A 20169-nucleotide genomic window follows, 5' to 3' on the forward strand; every position below is an offset into this window, starting at 1 on the left:
CATAGGATCCCGCGCGCTCTGGCCCGCCCGCCGTCCGGGGTGCGGGTCGGGTCGCCCCTGGCGTCCCGGCCGGACGCTCGATCGGGCGTCGCGGCCAATCAGTCGAAGAGCGTCTGGTCGATCGAGATGGTGTCCCATACCGGACGCGGCAGGTCGACGCCCGACTGCGGCTCGGCGACGTCGCTGTGCGCGCCGCAGCCGTGGTCGACGCTGACGACCGAGGCGTCCGCCTGGGAGTACTCGTTGGTGCAGACGCCGAACTCGCGGCCCAGGCTGCCGCTCAGCCGGACGAAGTACGCACACTCCTGGCAGACGCCGGGCGCCTGCTTCGTCATCTGGTTGTGCGGGCCCCCGTCGCCGTCGATCCAGCGGTCAGCGGCCTCGTCACGCCCGTACTGCGACAGGACACGCTCGCGACCCAGCCCCAGCTCGGCGACGACGGCGCGGGTCTGGCTCCACTCGGCCGGGTCCTCGTCGCGGGCGTGGTCGCCGCCGGTGAAGCCGGGCTCCAGGCGCGGGTCGGCGTCGGCGGTAGGCATGAGGACGCCGGGCGCGACGTCCCCGGGCTGGATGCGCTCGGCCCACGGCACCCACCGGGGCGCCACGAGCGAGTCGTCGCCGGGGACCAGGCAGGCCTCGTTGACGGTGACCAGCCGGGCGCGGGACGCGCGGACGACGGTCACCGCCCACCGCCACCCCGGGTAGCCGGGGGCGGTGCAGTCGAAGTAGTGCGTGGCGACGCGGGTGTCCTCGGGGACGACGCCCACGTGGTCACCGACGGTGGCTGCACCGGCGGCACGCTCGGCCGCGGTTCGTGCGAGATCGACGGCCTCGACGCACGCGTCGTCGAGGGTCAGCGCCCTTGCGGAAGGCACAATCACAGCTCCAATTCGTCGGCGACGGCGCGCAGGACGGCGGCGACCTTCTTGGCCTGCCTCGGGTCGGGATGCCGGCCGTGCCGGTACCCGTTGCCCAAGCCGTCGAGCGACTTGATCAGATCCTCGCAGATGACGGCCATCTGCTCGGGACGCTTGCGCGCAGCCTTGGACAGCGACGGGGGCGCCTCGAGCAGCCGGATCGACAGCGCCTGCTCACCCTTCTTCCCCGCCACGACGCCGAACTCGACCTTCTGCCCGCGCTTGAGGGCGGGGACGTCGTCGGGCAGCGCGGACGCGCGGACGAAGACGTCCTCGCCTCCCTCATCCTTGGTGAGGAAACCGAAGCCCTTGTCGGCGTCGTAATAACGCACCCGGCCAGTAGGCATACTCGTTCAACTCCTGCTGCGTGAATGTCAACCCAGTCTAGGCGGACGCGGCGGCAGTCTCCACCGCGGTCCGCACCGCCCGCCACTACGATGGCGGGCATGGCTGACTGGCGGGACGGACCCGAGTACGCACCGGCGCAACGCCCCGGCGCGTTCGCTCCGCCCTCCGGCGTCGAACCGCTCACCGGCCGGTCCGCTGGAGGAGCTCGTGACCGCCCCCGAGGAGGTCCGCGACCCGACCGTGCCGTTCGACGTGGCGTCCTCGTCGCTCACGGGCACGACCTCCGCGGCGGTCGAGCCACCAGCGCCGACCCAGCCCGTCCAGCTGTCGACCGGCTCGGCATGGGACGCCGCCCACGCCGCCCAGGCCGGACCCCGTCCCGCGCCCGCGTGGGGACCCGAACTCCCCGTCGAGCTGCCGGAACGGCCGGTGATGGACCAGCCCGCGCCCGCCCAGTACCCGCCGCCGCAGGTCAACCCGCAGCAGTTCCCCGACCAGCAGTACTGGCCCCCGCCCGAGGTCCCGCAGCGCAACCAGCCCCGTCCGGTCTCCGTCCGCGAGATCGCCGCCGCGACGACGCCCGGCGTCCTCATCGCGCTGGCCCTCGGCGCGCTGTTCGTGCCGCTGTCGATCGCGCTGCTGTTCATCGCGCACGCGCTGGCCAGCCGGGTGCTGTACCGCCGCCGTTCGGTCGACCGCGCGTTCAAGATCACCGAGTCGATCACCGCCGTCATCGCCGCGGCGCAGATGTTCGGCGACGGCTACGGCTTGGACTTCGCCGCGTTCTGGTCGTACTGGCAGGGCTGGGCGCAGCTGGGCAACCTCGTGCTGATCCCGGTAGCCGCGCTGCTCGTCGGGGCCGGTCTCCGCGCCGGCGAGAAGCCCGCGAGGACGCTGTGAGCGAGCCGTTCCGGTCGCGTGACTACCGTCCCGTCCCGCCGCGGGAGCGTCCCCGAAAGGAACGCGCGGCGGCGCGGGTCGTGGTGACCGACGGCGAGGCGGTGCTGATGTTCCGCGACAGCGATCCCGGCATCCCGGGAAGTCAGTGGTACGTGACGCCGGGTGGCGGCATCGAACCGGGCGAGACGCCCCTGCAGGCCGCCGTCCGCGAACTGCACGAGGAGACCGGGCTGAGCGTCGCGCCGTCCGCGCTCGTCGGGCCGCTGATGAGGCGGCTCGTCGTCCACGGGTACTCCGACCAGATCTGCGCCCAGACCGAGGTGTTCTACCTGGTGCGGACGCCGCGCTTCGACCTGGATCTGTCCGGGCACACCGAGGACGAGAGGCTCACGATCAAGGGTGACGCCTGGCTCCCCATCGCCGAGCTGGACGCGCAGGACGTCCCGGTCTGGCCCGTCCGGCTCGCGGAGTTGATCTCGCTGGCCGAGGACCCGCCCGCCGAGCCGGTCGACTGGGGCACGGTCGAGGAATCCACGCTGGCCTGCGATGCGTCCTGACCTGGCCACCGCCACTACCATCGTTGAGCTGCACGTTCGATCGCCTGTCCTGGAGAGCACCATGTCCCACCCCACCGCCGGCACGGCGCCGACGACGACCCCGACCTCGTTCTTGCTGAGGTTCGCGTGGTTGTCCGTGTTCGCCGCGCTCGCGACCGTCGTCATCAAGGGCGTGGCGGCCAGCCTCACCGGCTCCGTCGGCCTGCTCTCGGACGCGATGGAGTCCTGCGTCAACCTGGTGGCCGCCGTCGTGGCGCTGTGGGCGCTGCGGCTGTCGGACAAGCCCGCCGACCACAACCACGACTTCGGCCACGGCAAGGCCGAATACGTCTCCTCCGCCGTGGAGGGCGCGCTCATCTTCGTCGCCGCGGCGGCCATCATCGTCAGCGCCATCCGCCGGTTCCTGGTGCCCGAGCCCGTCGAGGAGCTCGGCCTGGGCCTCGCCCTCTCGGTGGGCGCGTCAGTGCTGAACGGCGTGGTCGGCCTGGTGCTGATCCGCACCGGCAAGAAGCACCGCTCGATCACCCTGGAGGCGGACGGCCGCCACCTGCTGACCGACGTCATCACGTCGGTGGGCGTCATCGTCGGGATCGGCCTGATCCTGCTGACCGGCTGGCAGGTCCTCGACCCGATCGTCGCGATCATCGTCGGCCTGAACATCCTCGTCACCGGCTACAAGCTGGTGCGCCGCTCCATCGTCGGCCTGCTGGACGCCGCCCTCCCGCCCGAGGAGGTCGCCGCCATCCGCGGCGCCATCGACCAGCAGGGCGGCCAGGAGGTGGAGCTCGTCGACCTGCGCACCCGGGAGTCGGGCCGCCAGCGGTTCGTGCAGGCGACGATCGTCGTGCCGGGCGACTGGACGGTTCAGCGCAGCCATGACGTCGCCGACGCCGTCGAGGACGCCGTCGACCGGGAGCTGCCGGGCACCCAGACCGTCGTGCATATCGAGCCGGCCCCGACCAGCGAGAACGTCCGCTGAGCCTCTGCTGCCCGACGGCACCGCCCGCCGCGTGCTCCCGGCCCGACGGCCCGAGCGTCAGGAGGCCGGCGCGTCCGGGTGGCGATGGTGGCCGAGCTCCTCGTCGATGAGCCGCCGCCACGAGCGCACGAGCGGCTCGTCGACGTACGCCTTCCACGAGCCGCCGGGGCGCACCTGCTCGTCGAGATGGATCTGCCGCACCCCGGCGCGGATCAGCCACGGCACCTGGTCGGGGTGGACGTCGCCGTCGGCCATGATCAGGGCCGCGTAGCGGGGGTCGGATTCGGCGCGCCGCAGCAGATCGTCCAGCCCGTGCTCGAGGTCGCGCGCCGACCCCGCCGTCCGCACCGAGTCGAGCCCCGGCAGGGTCACGAGTGTGCGCCACGCCTTGTCGGGGTCGAGCTGGGTGTCGACCGCGCGGGTGAACGTCCACGGGCACGTCACGTCGTTCAGCAGAGCGCCGAGCACCTCGACGTCGATCTGGCCCATGCCGTTCATGAAGCCCAGCGTCAGCCCGTCGGCACCGGCCTCGAGGTAGGACGCGATCAGCCCGCGCAGCCGCACGGCCTCGCCGCCGTCCGTGCCGAGGCCGGCCCGCAGCCGCACGACCGGGCGCAGCTGAAGGGTGGTGCGGCGGCGCACCTCCTCCACCGTGCGGGGCTCGGGCGACAGGCCGCCCTCATCGAGCGTGCCCACGATCTCCAGCCGATCGGCGCCGCCCGCTTCCGCGGGTGCGGCGTCGGCGGGCAGCGTGATGCGCACCTCCAGCGTCGTGGTCATAGCGCCATCATGACCAACCAGGCGCGCGCCGCGCCGCTGGACGCCCCGACACGCCGATGAAAGTGGTCCCAACCCGGCCCAGCCGGCCAGACAAACGGCGAAACGCCCCCGCCGCGAGGGCGAGGGCGTTTCGGTGATGTGGGAGCGGACGGATCAGAAGTCCATGCCGCCCATGCCGCCGTCGGCGCCAGCCGGCATGGCCGGAGCCTTCTCGGGCTTGTCGGCGATGACGGCCTCGGTGGTGAGGAACAGCGCCGCGATGGACGCCGCGTTCTGCAGCGCCGAGCGGGTGACCTTGGCCGGGTCGATGATGCCCGACTTGACCATGTCGACGTACTCGCCGGTGGCCGCGTTCAGGCCCTGACCCGCCTCGAGGCCGCGCACCTTCTCGGCCACGACGCCGCCCTCGAGGCCGGCGTTCAGCGCGATCTGCTTCAGCGGGGCCGCGCAGGCGTCCAGCACGATCTGCGCGCCGGTCTGCTCGTCGGAGGACAGCCCGCTCAGGTTCGCCTTGGACGAAGCCTGCAGAAGCGCGACGCCACCGCCGGGGATGATGCCCTCCTCGACGGCCGCCTTCGCGTTGCGGACGGCGTCCTCGATGCGGTGCTTGCGCTCCTTCAGCTCGACCTCGGTGGCCGCGCCGACCTTGATGACGGCCACGCCGCCGGCCAGCTTCGCCAGGCGCTCCTGCAGCTTCTCGCGGTCGTAGTCGGAGTCGGAGTTCTCGATCTCCTTGCGGATCTGCGAGACGCGGCCGGTGATCTGATCGGCGTCACCGGCGCCGTCCACGATCGTGCACTCGTCCTTGGTGACGCGGACGGAACGCGCGCGGCCGAGCAGCTCGAGGGTCACGGCGTCCAGCTTCAGGCCGACCTCCTCGGAGATGACCTGGCCGCCGGTCAGGATCGCGATGTCGCCCAGCATGGCCTTGCGGCGGTCGCCGAAGCCCGGGGCCTTGACGGCGATGGACTTGAACGTGCCGCGGATCTTGTTGACGATCAGGCCGGCGAGGGCCTCGCCGTCGACGTCCTCGGCGATGACCAGCAGCGGCTTGCCCGACTGCATGACCTTCTCGAGCACGGGCAGCAGGTCCTTCAGCGAGGAGATCTTGCTGTTGGCGATGAGGATGTAGGGGTCGTCGAGGACGGCCTCCATGCGCTCGGTGTCGGTGACGAAGTACGGCGAGATGTAACCCTTGTCGAAGCGCATGCCCTCGGTGAGCTCGAGGTCGAGCCCGAAGGTGTTGGACTCCTCGACGGTGATCACGCCCTCCTTGCCGACCTTGTCCATCGCCTCGGCGATGATGTCGCCGACGGTCGGGTCGGCCGCGGAGATGGACGCGGTGGCCGCGATCTGCTCGCGGGTCTCGACGTCGATGGCCATGCCCAGGAGCTCGTCGGAGATGGCCTTCGTGGCCTTCTCGATGCCCTTCTTCAGCGCCATCGGGTTCGCACCGGCGGTCACGTTGCGCAGGCCCTCGCGCACCATCGCCTGGGCGATGACGGTCGCGGTCGTGGTGCCGTCACCGGCCACGTCGTCGGTCTTCTTCGCAACTTCCTTGACCAGTTCGGCGCCGATCTTCTCGAAGGGATCCTCGAGCTCGATCTCCTTGGCGATCGACACGCCATCGTTGGTGATGGTGGGGGCGCCCCACTTCTTCTCGAGCACCACGTTGCGGCCCTTGGGGCCGAGCGTGACCTTGACGGCGTCGGCCAGGGTGTTCATGCCCTTCTCCAGACCGCGGCGCGCGTCGATGTCGAATTCAATCAGCTTTGCCATGGTTGTTGGCAATCCTCCGTAGGTTCTGGGTCGAGTCAGGAACGATGCCCGCGACGGACGACCCACCTGGGGGCCTCATCGAGTCTGACAGCGGTGGCACTCTCATCCCGAGAGTGCTAATTCATTTTTAGCACTCGCCATGGGCGAGTGCAAACGTCGGCAAAGGCGCTTAGGCTGGCGTCCATGGTGGTCGCAGAGCGCTCGCACGGGCCGTCCGGGAGGCGGACGTCCCGCTGGCTGCGCGAGACCGCCAACCTGCTCAACTCGACCACGGCGCTGGGGTTCGTCGTGGCGCGGGCCGGGGGCGCGCGGCTGCGCCGCGGGCCCGAGGGGCTGTGGTTCGCGCAGGGCTACCGGCCCCGGCTGCCGAGCGCCGGCCAGTTCACCGTCGGCAACGTCGTCTTCACGCGCGAGCCGATGGACGCCGTCCTGCGCCGCCGCCCCGGCATCCTGGCCCACGAGAGCGCCCACGCGACGCAGTACGCCTGGTTCGGGACGGCGTTCCTCCCCCTGTACGCGTTGGCTTCGGCGTGGTCCTGGCTGCTCGCGGGGGACCCGGCGACGCGCAACCCGTTCGAGATGGGAGCCGGGCTGGTAAGCGGGGGGTACGCCGGCCGTTAGACGGCTAGGGCGTGGCGCGAACGCGCAGGTTGCGCGCGGACCGGCTCTCCTGGCGGCTCTGCCGCAGCCGCCGCAGGCGCTTGACCAGCAGCGGCTGGTGCGCGAGGGCGTCCGGATCGTCGAGAAGCTGGTTGAGGATCTGGTAGTAGCGCGGGGCCGACAGCCCGAAGCGCTGACGGATCTCGGCGTCCTTGCTTCCGCCGGCCTGCCACCAGGACGCCTCGAAGTCGAGAAGCGCGGCATCGCGATCGCTGAGACCGGTGTGCGGCAGACGGGATTCGGACATGGATGCATGCTAGACCACAAATCACACGGGTGTCATTTGGAATATGATCGTGCCTACGGTTCACTGTGAGCCACCCAACGAGGGGCGAGGGAGAGGGGGACGCGTCGCCGATGCAACGGATCAACGGCACGATCAAGCACTACGCGTGGGGAACCCACGACCAGATTCCCGCGATCCTGGGCATCCCGGCCGACGGACGCCCCTTCGCCGAGTACTGGCTCGGCGCCCACCCGCTCTCGCCTTCCCTGATCGGAGACAAGCCGCTCGATGAGGCGCTCCGCGAGGAACAGTCCGCGCTCGGTGAGCGTTGTGTCGAGCACTTCGGCGACAAGCTGCCCTTCCTCATGAAGATCCTGTCGGCGCGGCACCCCGTGTCGATCCAGGCGCACCCGCCGCGCGCCAAAGCGGAGGAGGGCTTCGCCCGCGAGAACGCCGCCCAGATCCCCGTGGATGACCCCGTGCGCACCTACCGCGACGACTGGCCCAAGCCCGAGATCATGGTCGCGCTCACCCAGTTCGACTCGCTGGCCGGCTTCCGGGCCCCGCAGCACACCGTCAGGCTGTTCGAAGAACTGGGCGTCCTCGACATCGTCGGCTCGGTGATCGGGCCGCTGACGTTCCGCGAGGGCGCGGCCGGCATCGAGGAGGTCTTCCTCGACGTCCTCAGCCTGGCGGGCGACCGGCTCGACATCATCAACCACGTGCTGGCCGCGTCCGTGAGCCACGTCCACGACGACTCGGAGGTCGGCGAGTTCGCGCGCACCGCGGTCGAACTCGACGAGGCGTTCCCCGGCGACCCGGGGATCATGGCGGCCCTGCTGATGAACCGGGTGCGGCTGCAGCCGGGCGAGGCGCTCTACGTCCCCACCGGCACGATGCACGCCCACCTGTCGGGCACCGGCGTCGAGGTGATGGCCAACTCCGACAACGTCATCCGCGGCGGGCTCACCAACAAGCACATCGCGGTCGACGAGCTCGTCACCGTGGTTGACTTCGCCGACTTCGCGCCCACCGTCCTGCGCGGCACCGAGGTGCAGCCGGGCGTGTTCGACTACCCCACCGAGTGCCTGGAGTTCGACGTGTGGCGCCTTGAGGTCGAAGGCGACCGGCGCATCGAGCTGCCGGCCGAGGGGTTCGTCCGGATCGCGCTGGCCACCAAGGGAGACCTTCGGCTCACCGACGGCGCCGATAGCTGCGTCCTCGCCAGGGGCGAGGCGGTCTTCGTCCCGGCGACCGACGGCCCTGTGCTCGTCGAGGGCGACGGCGAACTGTTCGTGAGTTGCCCCGGCCTCGACGAGGAGCGCTGACCCTCCGCGACAGAGCGCGATAGGCCCACGCGCACGAGATTTCGAGATTCGCTGCGGAGCACTCTTGTGCAAACGGTTGCATGCGGATTACCGTTCTTCTCAGACGCCTTGTTCGCCCCGGCATCGCCGCCCGGGTTGACCTCCAGGAGGATTCCATGTCCGCTGCATCCCGCTCCCTCGTCGCCGCCACCCTCGCTCTCGGGCTGGCTGCCGCGCTACCACCCGCCGCTGCGCAGGCTCACCCCCACTATGGCCGCGCCATATGCGCTGCTCCTCGATTCGGCGCCCGTCCTGACGGACGCACCGACAACACCGTGGCGATCCAGCACGCCATCGACCAGTGCGCGTCCCGCGGCGGCGGAGTCGTTCGACTCTCCGGCCGCGGCACCTACCTCACGGGTCCGCTGCAGCTGCGCAGCCACATCACGCTGCAGATCGACAAAGGGGTGACCCTGCAATCGGTAGCAGACACATCTCGCTTCACCTGGGCCTTCATCGGCAACGGCTTCGACCAGAGCGCCCCGGCCGGCAGCACCGCACACGAGGCCCTCATCTGGGCCAAGGACGCCACAGACGTCGCGATCCGCGGTGGAGGCGTCATCGACGGGCAAGGACAGGAGCTGTGGTGGGCGCAGGCGAAGGCCGCCAAGGCCGACAGCACCACCTACCCGACGGCCAAGACCTACGGCGAACTCGCCGCGTCCATCCGGGCGAATCCGGCCAAGGGGTCACAGCTGCCGCCCGACCGCTACGACGCCATCGCCGCGCTCCCCACCAGCAACGGCCTGCCGCGTCCGTGGCTGGTGGAGTTCGTCGGCGTCCACCACGCATCGGTTTCCGGCGTGACGCTCACCAACTCCCCCATGTGGAGCCTCGGCCTTCGCTACAGCAGCGACGTCACCGTCTCGGACTACCGCGTCCGCAATCCATCCGACTCCCCCAACACCGACGGCATCGACCTGGTCGGCACGAGAGACGTCACCATGACCCGCCTCGACATCTCCACGGGTGACGACAACATCGCGATCAAGTCCGGGTTCCCCGGCTTCGCCACCCCGAAGATCGCCACCCGGGGCGTCACCATCACCTGGTCACGCTTCGGCACCGGCCACGGGCTCAGCGTGGGCAGCGAGGCCAACAACGGGGTGCAGGACGTCCACGGCGCGCACCTGGTCTTCAACGGCACCGACAACGGGTTCCGGATCAAGTCGGGGCGTGATCGAGGCAACGACCTGTCGAACATGACCATGACGGATCTGCGCATGACCAATGTCGGAGTGCCCCTCTACTTCACCGACTACTACACCGGTTTGCCCAAGCCCGGCACCGACACCGCCCAGCCGATCACCCCGACCACACCGTTCATCCACGACATCACCGTCAGCCGCCTCAGGGCCGCGGGAGCGACGAAAGCGCAGCTGATCGGCCTGCCCGAGGCGCCGCTGACCGGCATCACCCTGCGTCACGTGCACATCACCGGCGCGGCTACGAGCACCGGGATGGAGCTGCGTAATGTGACGGGTCGGTTCCACGACGTGACCGTGGCTCCGGCGAACGGACCCGGCTTCGTCGTCGAAGAGGGCGTGTCGGTCTCGGGCATCTGACCGGTCACGGAGACCCATGAGCGCTGACTCTGTGTCTCAGGGCGCGCCCGTGCCCACTCCGTCGACCGGGTGGCCGTCCTCCAGGTACACCGTCGAGGTCGCGGCGAGACCCGCCGCGACCCGGCGGGCGATGCGCGGCCGCAACAGCTCCTGGGCCTCGTCGGCCGCGACGAACCGGTGCCGGCTGATCTCGGTTTCCTGCAGCCGGATGGACGCAGCCTGCTCAGCGGTGATCGTCCCGCAGTGGAACAGCAGCCGCAGCCCGAGCTGCTCGTCCTTCTTGGCGCCCCGGGTGTCGACGACGACGAGGCGTCCGGACGCGACGGCCAGCCCGGTTTCCTCGGCCACCTCGCGCCGGCAGCCCTCCCATGGGGTCTCGCCGTCGGCCTCCATCACGCCGCCGGGGATCGTCCAGCCCTTCTTGTAGGTGGGCTTGAGGATGAGCAGCCGGCCCCCCTCGTCGAGCAGGATCGCGCCGCAGGAGACAGGGATCGCCGGGAGCGCGTGCTGGAATGCCATGACGCCATCCTGCCCGTGCGGACTCCTCCCCCGCACCAACTCCGCACCTGTCAGCGGCCGAGACGCAGTTCGAACCCGCGGAGCCGATACCCGGCGATCAGGTCGTCCCAGCCCAACTCGGGCTCTCGGACGATCGTCGGCGCGTGCGCGAAGAGCCTCGTCAGCAGCACGTCGGCCTCCAGCAGTGCGAGAGGTTGGCCGGGGCAGCGATGGGCGCCGTCGCCGAAGGCCAGGCCCGCGGGTTTGACGCCGTCGGCCATCGTTCGGCCCGGACAAAGCGACAGCGCATCAGGGCCCACAGCACGCTCGTCGGCGTTGGCCGGACGGACGCAGACGTCGACGAGATCGCCGGCCGGGATGCACCAGGTCCGGTCGCCATCGCTGATCTCAAGCGGTTCACGGACCCGGCGGTAGAGGTGCCCCACGACCGGCTCCAACCGGATCACCTCGGCCAGAATGGCCAGTCGCTCCGGACGCGCCGCTCCCCGGTAGCGGTCGCGCAACCGGTCGTCACCGAGCAGGTGCCAGGCCGCCATGCAGATGAACTCCCGCGTCGTCACCATCCCGGCCGTGCCGTACGTGACCGACTCGATGAGGATGTTCATGGTCGAGTAGCCCTCTGCGAGGAGGTGGCTCAGAACGTCGTCGCCCGGGCGGCGCCGACGCTGCCGCAGGGCAGGCCGTACGTCCGCGAGGTGGAAGGCCACGACCGGCGCGAGCCCGTTGGCCGCAGCCCGGGCCCACTGCACCGGGCTGCGGCCAAGGTCGGCCCGGGTCAGGTCGAACGGTGGTTGGTTGAAGAACCGGACCAGCCGGGACGCCATGGCCCGCGTCCGCCGATGGCGCACCTCGGCGCTGTCCCGGGAGGCGTGGTGGGTGAGGCCGACGATCTCGGCCGTCACCTCGACGGCATAGTGCAGGGCGAGATCGTCCAAGAGCAGCCGACCCGTCGCGGCGGCCTCAGCGAGCAAGGCGTCCGCGGACTCCTCCATCTGGCCCAGGTAGCGCTCCTCGACGACCGCGGGCGCGAAGAACCTGGCCACCTTCTTCCGTTGCCCGTCGTGAGCCGGGCCGTCACTGATGAGGATCGGGCGGTGCCGCAGGCGCCCCTGGGGGATGTACTCGGCGGTAAAGCCCGCCTGGGTGGTCGAATGGCGGGCGCGCAGCACCTGGAGGGCGGGCTCCATCGCCCGCAACCGCCACATCCCTGCTGTGCGTTCCACCCGCGGGACGTCCGCCTCACCGGGACGCACCGCGCGACGGCTGCCGCGCTGCCCTTCAGCGGGTTTCTGCGGGGATGGTCCCTGAGGCGGGGCCGCCTGTGAGCCTGGGGTCTGCCGCGCGGGCCGGTACGCCACCGACGCCTGAGCCGGCTCTGGCCTCGGGTCAGCCGGGCGGTTCGTCAGCACCCCGTGGGCGTCCACCATCCCGCGGGCGGTGGCCCGGGTGAGAGCGGCCACCGCGGACGGCCGGAGGCGAAGCGCCTGGCGTCCGAGCGCCGCAATGAGCGGGCCTCGTGACGTCGCAGGATCGAACACCGCGCGCTGCTCGGCTCGTGGGAGCCGTGCGAAGGCGTCGAAGAGCTCCCGCGTGCGGTCTCCGTCCAGTCTGGTCACCGCCGCCATCGCGGCCACCCGGACGTTGGATTGCGGCCTTGCGGCGCTCGCGGGGCCCGTGCCGGAGAGCAGGGTCGTCGCCAGGGCGTCCGCCTGCTGCAATGACGCGAACACGCTGTAGCCCGTGACCGGGTTCGACTGGGCACCCGCGGCACCGAACCGCACGACGCCGACGTCCACACTGCGCGGCGCGGCCACGAGGGGGATCGCGACGCGCTCGACGGCACCGGACGCCACGGCGCCGTCGATCGTCGCGTCCGGCACGCCGGCCCGGTGAAGACGCACGCGGAGCCGGCGGGCCAACTCCCGCTGGCCGAGGGGAGGCGCCGCGGCCAGACTGGTCTCCTCGGCCAGGATCCGACCGTCTCCGAGCGGGATCAGGTAGCAGAAGGTTGCCGCGCGGCGTCCCCAGTTCCGCGCCCCGTCGTAGGGACGCCAGTCCATCAGCACCGCTGCCGCGCCGTCCATCAGCGGGCCGAGCACCTCGGGATCGAGCGCCAAGCCGAACGCAGTCTGGGCCGGCCGCCACGCGGGGAGCCGCGTACCTCCGGATCCTGCCCGGCGTGGCCACGCGCCGCGGCCGTCGACCACGACGGGGGCTAGCCCGGCCAGCTCGTCCTCGGCGACCGTCCCCCGGCGGACGCGGGCGCCATCCAGCGTCAGCGCGGCCTGCAGCCCGGCGGTGTCGAGCACGACGTAGGAGTCAGCCAGCCGATGGTCTCCCAGCGCTCGCAACGCCGGACGCCCCACCCGCGCGCCGATCGTGGCGGCGGGGAGCCAACTCGGCAGCTGCCACGCCCAGCCCCCGTAGACCTGCCACCACGCCCGGTCGGGGTCGGTGTCGACGACGAGCACGTCCGCCCCGGCGGCCAACAGTCGGTGGCTCAGCGCACGCCCGGCGGGGCCCAGTCCGACCACCGCGACATCGGGCCGGCTCACGGCTCTTCTCGCCCCGTTTCGGCCGCACCGGGGACGGGCGCGGATCGCGGCGTCCACGCCATCGCGCCCAGGGCGGTGGCGGCCTTGCGCCAAGTGGGCAGCCGGAGGCGTCCGGAGAAGACGTCGTCATCGTTCGACTCGATGAGGTCCAAGATCTGGGAGTACAGCCGTCGAGCGGTGGCCACGCAGCGCCGCGACGCGGGCGGCAGGTACGCCAGGCCCTCGTCCGCCTGACGGTACAGCGCGCGGTTGCGCTCCCGTTCGAAATGCATCAGGGCCCGCCACGCCTCGTCCACGCGCCGACGGGCGGGGTCGGCTCCAAAGCGGCGCAAGTCCTCCTGCGGCAGGTAGACACGACCCCGGTCGAGGTCTTCGGCGACGTCGCGCAGGAAGTTGGTGAGCTGAAAGGCGAACCCGAGGGCGCGGGCAGGCTCTCGGGCGGCCGTCGAGCGGGGCTCGAGCACGGGCAGCATCATCTCTCCGATCACAGCCGCCGACCCCTCCATGTAACCCAGCAGGTCATCCCATGTCTCGTAGGTCGTGGTGTCGAGATCCATCGCCATCGCGTCGAAGAAGCGGTCGAAGCAGTCCAGCGGGATCCGCTGGTCGCGCACGGTCTGGGCCACCGCTGCAAGCACGGGCTCGGGCAACGCCTCGCCGGCTACTGCTTCATTGAACCGGGACCGGAAGGTCGCCAGGGCGACGCGCGTCGCCTCGACCCGGCCGGCTCCGGCGGTCGCGGCGGGGGCGTCCACGATGTCATCGGCCAGTCGACACAGCGCGTACACCGCGTAGACGTGGCGGCGCTGTGCCCGGGGCAACAACGCAGCTCCCCAGAAATAGGTGGTGCCGTGCCGCCAGGTCAGTTCGGAGCAGCGCCGGTAGCCGGCGCGCAGCACCGCCGGTTCCACCCCCGGGAACGAAGCCGTCATGCCGCGCCCCGTGCCCCGCCCAGCCAACCCGCCACGCGCTGCGCGGCGAGCTTGCCGCTGATCAACACCATCGGCACCCCGACGCCCGGCACCGTCGAGGAGCCCGCGAAGAACAGCCCCGGCACCCGTGGCTCCTGGTTGGCCGGCCGGAACGGGCCGGTCTGCCGGAACAGGTGGGCGAGCCCGAAGGGTGTCCCACCGCCCATGCCGAGGTCGCGCCACTCGACCGGCGTCACGAGCCGCTCGGTGACGATGTCGTCGGGGTAACCGTTGGCCGAGAGGAAGGCGTGCAGCCGTTCGCGCAGCGGCGCGCGTTCGATGTCCCAGTCGACGGCGCCGTCGAGGTTGGGCACCGGCTCCAGCACGTAGAGAGTGTGAGCGCCTGGAGGCGCCAGCGACGGCTCCCCCAATGACGAGACCGTCACGAGCCGGGCGGGGTCGCTCATCAGCCGGCCCTGATCGACCAGCTCGGTGAAGCACTGCTCCCAGGCGCGGCCGAAGTGGACGTTGTGGTGCGCCACGCCGTCCGGCAGCGCGCCTCGGACGCCGACGTGCCACACCGCCGCCGACGGTGAATAGACCGGGCGCCGGACGGCGCGCGGTGGTCGCAACCAACCGAGCAGTTCCCGATACGCGACCGGGGTGTCCAGGGTGCAGACGATGGCGTCCGCAGACACCGTCCCGGCGTCGGTGTCCACCCCTGCTACGGAGCCGTCCTTCCGCCGTAGCACGGCCGTGACGGTGGTGCCGTAGCGAACGTCGGCCTGCCGGGCCACCACGTCCGCCATCCCGTCAGCGATGGCCCCCATCCCGCCGTCGGGCAGGTAAACGCCCCGCATGGTGTCCATGTAGGTGATGACGGCGTAGACGCCGAGCGCCGTCGTGGGCGACAACCCCGCGTACAGCGCCTGGAACGACAGCATGCGACGTACCCGCTCGTCGGCCACCCGGCTGTTGACGAGACGACCGAGGGTGCCGAAGGCGCCCATCCGAACGAGCCTGGCTGCGGCCCGCGGGTGAGCCAGGAGATCGAGCGGAGAGCGGAAGTTCTTGTCGATGAAGTGCGGAAGCTCAGTCTCGTAAAGCGTGCGCAGGAAGCTCTCGAGTTCCTCGAAGGCGCGCGCGTCGGCAGCGCCGGCCAGCCGCTCGATCTCAGCGGCCGTCCCCGCCGTCGTGTCGCGGACCCGAAGCTCGCTGCCGTCCGCGAACAGGCCGCGGTAACCCGGGTCGAGGCGGCGCATCGGCACCGCCTCCTGCTGACTCGAGCCCGCCGCGCGGAGCGGCTCGTCGAGCAGCTCCGGCATCGTCATCACCGTCGGCCCCAGGTCGAAGGTGAAGCCGTCCTGCTCGACGCGGAGCCCGCGCCCGCCGGGGCCAGCCTCCCGCTCTAGTACCACCACGCGCCGGCCTTGACCGATGAGGTGGCAGGCGGCGGACAGTCCGGACAGCCCGGCCCCGATGACGACGACGGCACTCACGCGTTCCTCCAAGCCATGATGTCGACAAGTCCGTTCAGGCCCGCGAGCGCGTCCGCCCCGACAAGCTCCGGCACGAGCGCGGCGCGCGCGGCGTCCACCTCGCCAGCCACGAGGCGCTCCACCTCGTCCCGGACACCGCAGGCCTCCATCGCCCGTCGCAGCCTCGCCACCTGGACGCCGTCGAGCGGTTCGTCGCCGCGCTCCAGCAGCGACCGAGTCTCGTCATCGAGGCGGTGGGCGGCCAGCGCCAGCAGCACGGTGGGTTTCCTGGCAGCCAGGTCATCGTCGGACGACTTGCCGGTGAACGCCGGGTCGCCCCACGTCCCCAGCAGGTCGTCACGCAGGCCGAATGCTTCGCCCGCATGCGCGCCGTAGATCAGCAGGCACCCCACGAGGTCAGGGTTCGCGTCGGCCAGCAGCGCGCCCATCTGCAGCGGCCGCTGCACGGTGTAGGACCCGGACTTCAGCCGCGCCACCTGCCGAGCGTGTGCCAAGTCACGTCGCCGCTCCGCCGCTCCGGTGAGGTCGCAGCGCTGTCCGAGCACCAGCTCGATCATCATGGTGCGCCACGCCGCACGCACCGGGACCGGTAACGCGCTCACCAGGTGATCGGCCTCGGCGTGCACAAGGTCGCCGGCGAGCACCGCGACGTTGTCGCCGAAACGGGCGGCGTCGCCGTGGCAGCCGGCCGCGCGGTGGGCGTCCCGAACCAAAGCGTGGACGCTGGGCGCGCCGCGACGGCGCTCGGACCGGTCCATGACGTCGTCGTGGACCAGCGCGAACACGTGCAACAGTTCCAGCGCCGTCCCCAACTCGACGACCTGCCCGTACGCCGATGGCGGAGCGCCGCCTGCCACCCAGCCCCAGTGCGCGAGTTGCGGACGCAGCCGCTTGCCGTGACGCGTGGCCCCGGCCACCAACCCCGGCAGATCGAGACCGCCCAGGGCGACGCTGTGGTCGCCGCCAACCTCGGCCCAGGACGCCGCCATGTCGTCGAGGACGCGGGCGATGCGGGCGTCAACCCACGCCAGCGTGTCTGCGACCTCGGTCGAGGGAGTGCGCTCCCCCAGCGCGCCGACACTCACGGGGCCCGCCACGGGTCGGCGCCCAGTGCCGACACCTGTTCTACGCACCACGGGCTGAGCAGCCGCGGCAGGGCCGCGGCCGCGCGGCGGACGTCGTCCCACGCCACCCATGCGGTGTCAACGACCTCGCTGGGCTCGACACGCAGGGCCTCCGCCTCAACATCGCGGACGAAGACCGGACAGAGTTCGTTCTCCACGACACCGGACGCATCCACCGCGCGGTACCGGAAGTCCGGCAGCACAACCCGCAGGTTCAGCGGCGCGGCGCCCAACTCCTCGGGTACCCGGCGCTGCACGGCCTGCGCGGCGGTCTCGCCGGGACACAGATGACCGCAGGCCGCGTTCGTCCAGACGCCGGGCCACGTCGTCTTGCCCAGGGCGCGGCGGGTGAGGAGCACGCGGCCGCGAGCGTCACGGAGGTAGCAGGAGAAGGCCAGGTGCAGAGGCGTGTGCGCGGTGTGCACGGTGCGGCGGTCAGCCGTCCCGATCGGGGTGCCGTCGTCCCGCACGAGGACGACGGGGTCGTCCGGCAGGTGCGGCTGGCCAGTGCTCGAGCCGGCCGTGGACTCGTTCATGCTGGTCATGCGCCGTCCCCCGTTCATGCTCATGGTCACCGCTCCCGGCCGGCGGTTGCCCCCGCCGCGGTCGTGCGTTGAAGACTCCGCACGAGCCGGCGAAGCTGCGGGACGCCGGGCAGGCGTGGTGCCGTCGGGGCAGTCCACACGTCCGAGCCGGCCACCCCCCAGGTCGACAGCAAACCACGCGCCGCCAACACACCCGTGGTGGCGGCCCGCTCCATCAGAGCGACCGGGTAATCGCAGCGGATGGTGTCCCCCGCCAGCACCACGCGCGGATCCGGGGTGACGACGCCGGGCCGCAGCCGCCAGGGAGAGGTGTCCACCAAGCCGCAGTCATCGCGCACCAGCCACTGCTCGCCCAAACACTCCCCTCGCGCCAGCTCGGGATGGAGGACGTCCTGTTGCTGGGCCAACTCGGCGCGCAACGCGCCGAGATCAACGTCACCTCCGACGGCGTAGGCGTGCAGCTCGACGACGCTGCCGCCGGTCTGCTCCGCCCAGTGAGCTGCGGACGCCTCGAACTGATGCACCATCGACACGTTGTCCAGCGGCCCGAACCCGCTGGTGCCGAGGAAGTCGGGGGTGCCCGGCACGGGTCGCTCCGAGAGCCAGCGACGCCACACGACGAACCGGGGGGCTCGGCGCTGCGCCGCGACACTGTCGCGCCACGCGGCGTCCCCGAGCGTGGGGCTGGCCGCCAGCAGGCGCTGCAAGGGCCCCAGGTCTGTGGCCAGCACCACCGCGTCCGCGGTAAAAGCCTCGCCCCCGGCGGTCACGACGACGCCGTCCGGGGACGTCTCTACGACGTCGGCTGACACGCCTGTGCGCAGCTCCGCCCCGAGCCCACGCAGGTAACCGGCCAACGGCTCCCACAGGGCGGTCGTGAAGTCATCCGCGCAGACATCGAAGAGCAATCCTTCGGCCGAGCCGACGAAGTACGTGTGGAACATGGCCACCAGTTCGCCGCCAGAGAAGTCGTGAGGGTCGGCGAAGAAGCTGCGGGCGAACACCTCCAGCGCGAGATGTCGGGCGCTGTCCGGAAAACGCAGCCGATCGAGCACCTCGGCGGCGCTGACTCCGTCGTAGGCGTTGAAGGTCTGGGGGAAGCGCACGTCGAGCAGGCCGAGCGCGGCATCAAGGTCGACATCGGCGAGGGCGCGCAGCGGGAAGCTGGGCGACCCGACGACGAAGCCGGCAAGGTTGAACGGCGGCGTCCGCGGCACGCGGGCGAACGAGTCCCGGGGGCCGCCCTTGGCCACCAGTGGGTAATCGGCGACCGGACGCAGCGCCGCGAGCGTGGGATCGGCCCGGCGCAGCAGCGCGCGCAGCTGGTAGTACTGCCGAAAAAAGGCATGGAACCCGCGGCTCATCGGGGTGGTGCGTTCCCCGACGCGCACGGGCCAGGAGGAGACGCGCCCGCCCAGTTGCGGTTCTCGCTCGAGCAGCGTCACCGCCACGCCCCGCTCAGCGAGTTCGGTGGCCGCGGCTAGACCGGCGATTCCGCCGCCCACCACCACCGCACTGCGACCGGCCGCCTTCGGGACACCCCGCGGGCCCGGATGGCGCTGGGCGCGCCTGTCGCGTCCTGGACGCCAGCGCCCATCGACAGCGTCGGAGCGGTCGCGGCGCCCGCCGAAAGTGCGCATGAACGAAACATTAGTCTTTCGCCTTGCCTCCGGGAACGACCGTCTGGGCGGGGGCAGGCTCACCCCCCGCCCGACCAGGGGTATCGAGGGTCAGTCGAGAAGCCGTTCGACCCGCGTCGCCGCGTCGCGGCCCGACTTCGCGGCGCCGTCCAGGGAGGCGGTCGAGAACTGGTCGCCGCACACCACCAACCCGGCCGGAAACTCTCGGGTGCCGCGCCGCCTACCCGGCGGCACCGCGGGCACCGTCTGCGGCACGTCGTGCCGGGCCAGCAGCCGCCAGCCGGACGCGTCGGCGCCGTAGATCTCGCCGAGCTGCCGGCGGACCTCCCCCTCGCCCGGATCACGTCCGTCGGTCAGCGTAAGGGCAGCGACCAGATGCTGGCCGTCCGGGGCATACTCGGGCGCGACGTTGCTGATCACCGTCGTGACGGCGACCGGGCCGGCGCCGCGACCGTCCACGTGGATCGCGGCGGTGTCGGAGGGCGCGCGATCGGTGCCGAACCAGAAGGTGCGGGTGCCGTGCCAGTCGTCGGCGGCGGTGCCGGTGAGTTCCGGCGTTGTGACGGGCCCCGCGGCGACGACCATCGCCCGGGCGCGCAATTCGCCGGCGTCGGTCTGGACGACGCCCGCGGAGGCGTGCACGGCGCGGGCCGGCGTGTGCAGCCGGACGTCCAGTCCCTCCGCCAGAAGGCGCGGCAGGGTCCGCATGCCGCCGCTGGGCAGGCCCGGGGTGCCGGCCAGGAAGGTGCCGAGCAGCCAAGCGACGTGCCGCGACGAGGTGCTGCCGTCTTCCTCGCAGACAACGCCGGACAGGAACGGGTCGATGACCTGGCGGCGCAGCGGCCCGACGAAGCCCGCCGCGTCGAACGCGGTGCCGCGCGGCTCGTCGCGCAGCACGGAACGGCCGAAGAAACGCACGATCAGGGCGTCCGCCACCGAGACCAACCCAGTGCGCAGGTCGTCGGCAAGGCGCAGCGGGTTCCGGCTGGGGTCGGCGAGCTCGCGCAGTCCGTCGTCGGTGCGCACGCGCACCGCCCGCGGGAACCGGCGCAGGCCCAACCGGGGGAAGTCGACGCTCGCCCGCAGGTTCGTGTAGGCCGGGTTCAGCACCTGGAAGCCGCGATCAACGAGGAAACCCTCCACAGCGTCCGTGGTGACGCGGCCGCCGACCCGGTCGGCGCCCTCCAGCACCAGCACGGAGCGGCCCCGCTTCGTCAGTTCACGCGCGCAACTCAAGCCGGCGACGCCGGCACCGATCACGATCACGTCCGGATCCGTCATCTCAGCACTCCTTCAAC

At 71.5% G+C, this 20169-nt stretch carries 19 protein-coding genes; 6 read left to right on the forward strand and 13 right to left on the reverse strand.

The annotated features are described in order from the left end of the window. Positions 1-98: 98 nt before the first annotated feature. Entirely contained in the window at positions 99-881 is a 783-nt protein-coding gene (locus BN1187_RS02795) for a DUF3027 domain-containing protein (protein ID WP_390620199.1), read from the reverse strand. Then, the gene (locus BN1187_RS02800) at positions 878-1264 is read right to left on the reverse strand and encodes a cold-shock protein (RefSeq protein WP_040158523.1); all 387 of its coding nucleotides are present in this window, start codon (positions 1262-1264) and stop codon (positions 878-880) included. Before BN1187_RS02800 ends, BN1187_RS02795 begins: the two co-directional genes overlap by 4 nt. Before the next feature lie 208 nt (positions 1265-1472). Here BN1187_RS02800 and BN1187_RS14790 point away from each other — a divergent pair, with 208 nt between their 5' ends. The 3 genes from BN1187_RS14790 (at position 1473) to BN1187_RS02815 (ending at position 3701) form a co-directional block, all read left to right on the forward strand. Further along, a complete protein-coding gene (locus BN1187_RS14790) occupies positions 1473-2165 on the forward strand; it encodes a hypothetical protein (RefSeq protein ID WP_040158526.1) in 693 nt (230 codons plus the stop codon). Continuing rightward, positions 2162-2722, forward strand: a complete 561-nt coding sequence (locus BN1187_RS14795) for an NUDIX hydrolase (protein WP_040158528.1) — start codon at positions 2162-2164, stop codon at positions 2720-2722. The genes BN1187_RS14790 and BN1187_RS14795 overlap by 4 nt, the downstream gene beginning before the upstream one ends. A gap of 61 nt (positions 2723-2783) precedes the next feature. Continuing rightward, the gene (locus BN1187_RS02815; protein WP_052462400.1) at positions 2784-3701 is read left to right on the forward strand and encodes a cation diffusion facilitator family transporter; all 918 of its coding nucleotides are present in this window, start codon (positions 2784-2786) and stop codon (positions 3699-3701) included. A 57-nt stretch (positions 3702-3758) separates the two neighbouring features. Here the strand turns inward: BN1187_RS02815 and BN1187_RS02820 are convergent, their stop codons facing one another. Then, positions 3759-4481, reverse strand: a complete 723-nt coding sequence (locus BN1187_RS02820) for a copper homeostasis protein CutC (RefSeq protein ID WP_052462213.1) — start codon at positions 4479-4481, stop codon at positions 3759-3761. A gap of 153 nt (positions 4482-4634) precedes the next feature. Continuing rightward, positions 4635-6260 carry a chaperonin GroEL gene (gene groL / locus BN1187_RS02825; RefSeq protein ID WP_040158530.1) on the reverse strand — a complete coding sequence of 542 codons (1626 nt, stop codon included), beginning with the start codon at positions 6258-6260 and terminating at the stop codon, positions 4635-4637. 183 nt (positions 6261-6443) lie between these two features. Between groL and BN1187_RS02830 the strand changes: the two genes are divergently transcribed. Then, positions 6444-6881: a hypothetical protein gene (locus tag BN1187_RS02830; protein ID WP_040158533.1), complete on the forward strand. Its 438-nt coding sequence runs from the start codon at positions 6444-6446 to the stop codon at positions 6879-6881. A 4-nt stretch (positions 6882-6885) separates the two neighbouring features. Here the strand turns inward: BN1187_RS02830 and BN1187_RS02835 are convergent, their stop codons facing one another. Continuing rightward, on the reverse strand, positions 6886-7167 hold the full coding sequence (locus tag BN1187_RS02835) for a DUF3263 domain-containing protein (protein ID WP_040158536.1): 282 nt from the start codon (positions 7165-7167) through the stop codon (positions 6886-6888). 110 nt (positions 7168-7277) lie between these two features. Here BN1187_RS02835 and manA point away from each other — a divergent pair, with 110 nt between their 5' ends. Together manA and BN1187_RS02845 are read left to right on the forward strand one after the other, a co-directional pair. After that, positions 7278-8474 (forward strand): mannose-6-phosphate isomerase, class I, encoded by a 1197-nt coding sequence (manA, locus tag BN1187_RS02840; protein ID WP_040158539.1) that lies wholly within the window; start codon positions 7278-7280, stop codon positions 8472-8474. A 155-nt stretch (positions 8475-8629) separates the two neighbouring features. Beyond that, positions 8630-10078 (forward strand): glycoside hydrolase family 28 protein, encoded by a 1449-nt coding sequence (locus BN1187_RS02845; RefSeq protein ID WP_162182370.1) that lies wholly within the window; start codon positions 8630-8632, stop codon positions 10076-10078. Positions 10079-10114: 36 nt separating this feature from the next. Here BN1187_RS02845 and BN1187_RS02850 read toward each other — a convergent pair whose 3' ends face one another. The 8 genes from BN1187_RS02850 to BN1187_RS02890 form a co-directional block, all read right to left on the reverse strand. Next, entirely contained in the window at positions 10115-10597 is a 483-nt protein-coding gene (locus tag BN1187_RS02850; RefSeq protein WP_040158541.1) for an NUDIX domain-containing protein, read from the reverse strand. Between the two features lie 50 nt (positions 10598-10647). Further along, a complete protein-coding gene (locus BN1187_RS13760) occupies positions 10648-13152 on the reverse strand; it encodes a cytochrome P450 (protein WP_162182371.1) in 2505 nt (834 codons plus the stop codon). Continuing rightward, positions 13149-14084, reverse strand: a complete 936-nt coding sequence (locus BN1187_RS02865) for a phytoene/squalene synthase family protein (protein WP_040158543.1) — start codon at positions 14082-14084, stop codon at positions 13149-13151. Before BN1187_RS02865 ends, BN1187_RS13760 begins: the two co-directional genes overlap by 4 nt. After that, complete coding sequence (locus BN1187_RS02870; RefSeq protein ID WP_040158546.1) at positions 14081-15562, reverse strand: phytoene desaturase family protein; 1482 nt, start codon at positions 15560-15562, stop codon at positions 14081-14083. Before BN1187_RS02870 ends, BN1187_RS02865 begins: the two co-directional genes overlap by 4 nt. Then, complete coding sequence (locus BN1187_RS02875; RefSeq protein WP_162182372.1) at positions 15559-16647, reverse strand: polyprenyl synthetase family protein; 1089 nt, start codon at positions 16645-16647, stop codon at positions 15559-15561. Before BN1187_RS02875 ends, BN1187_RS02870 begins: the two co-directional genes overlap by 4 nt. Continuing rightward, entirely contained in the window at positions 16644-17222 is a 579-nt protein-coding gene (gene idi, locus BN1187_RS02880; RefSeq protein ID WP_052462403.1) for an isopentenyl-diphosphate Delta-isomerase, read from the reverse strand. The genes BN1187_RS02875 and idi overlap by 4 nt, the downstream gene beginning before the upstream one ends. Positions 17223-17257: 35 nt before the next feature. Continuing rightward, positions 17258-18871, reverse strand: coding sequence for an FAD-dependent oxidoreductase (locus BN1187_RS02885; protein WP_052462216.1), 1614 nt, complete (start codon positions 18869-18871; stop codon positions 17258-17260). Between the two features lie 90 nt (positions 18872-18961). Beyond that, positions 18962-20152 carry an NAD(P)/FAD-dependent oxidoreductase gene (locus tag BN1187_RS02890; RefSeq protein WP_040158549.1) on the reverse strand — a complete coding sequence of 397 codons (1191 nt, stop codon included), beginning with the start codon at positions 20150-20152 and terminating at the stop codon, positions 18962-18964. Positions 20153-20169 lie beyond the last annotated feature (17 nt).

Origin of the sequence: Nigerium massiliense (assembly GCF_000826085.1) — a bacterium.
Taxonomy (GTDB): Bacteria; Actinomycetota; Actinomycetes; order Propionibacteriales; family Propionibacteriaceae; genus Propioniciclava; species Propioniciclava massiliense.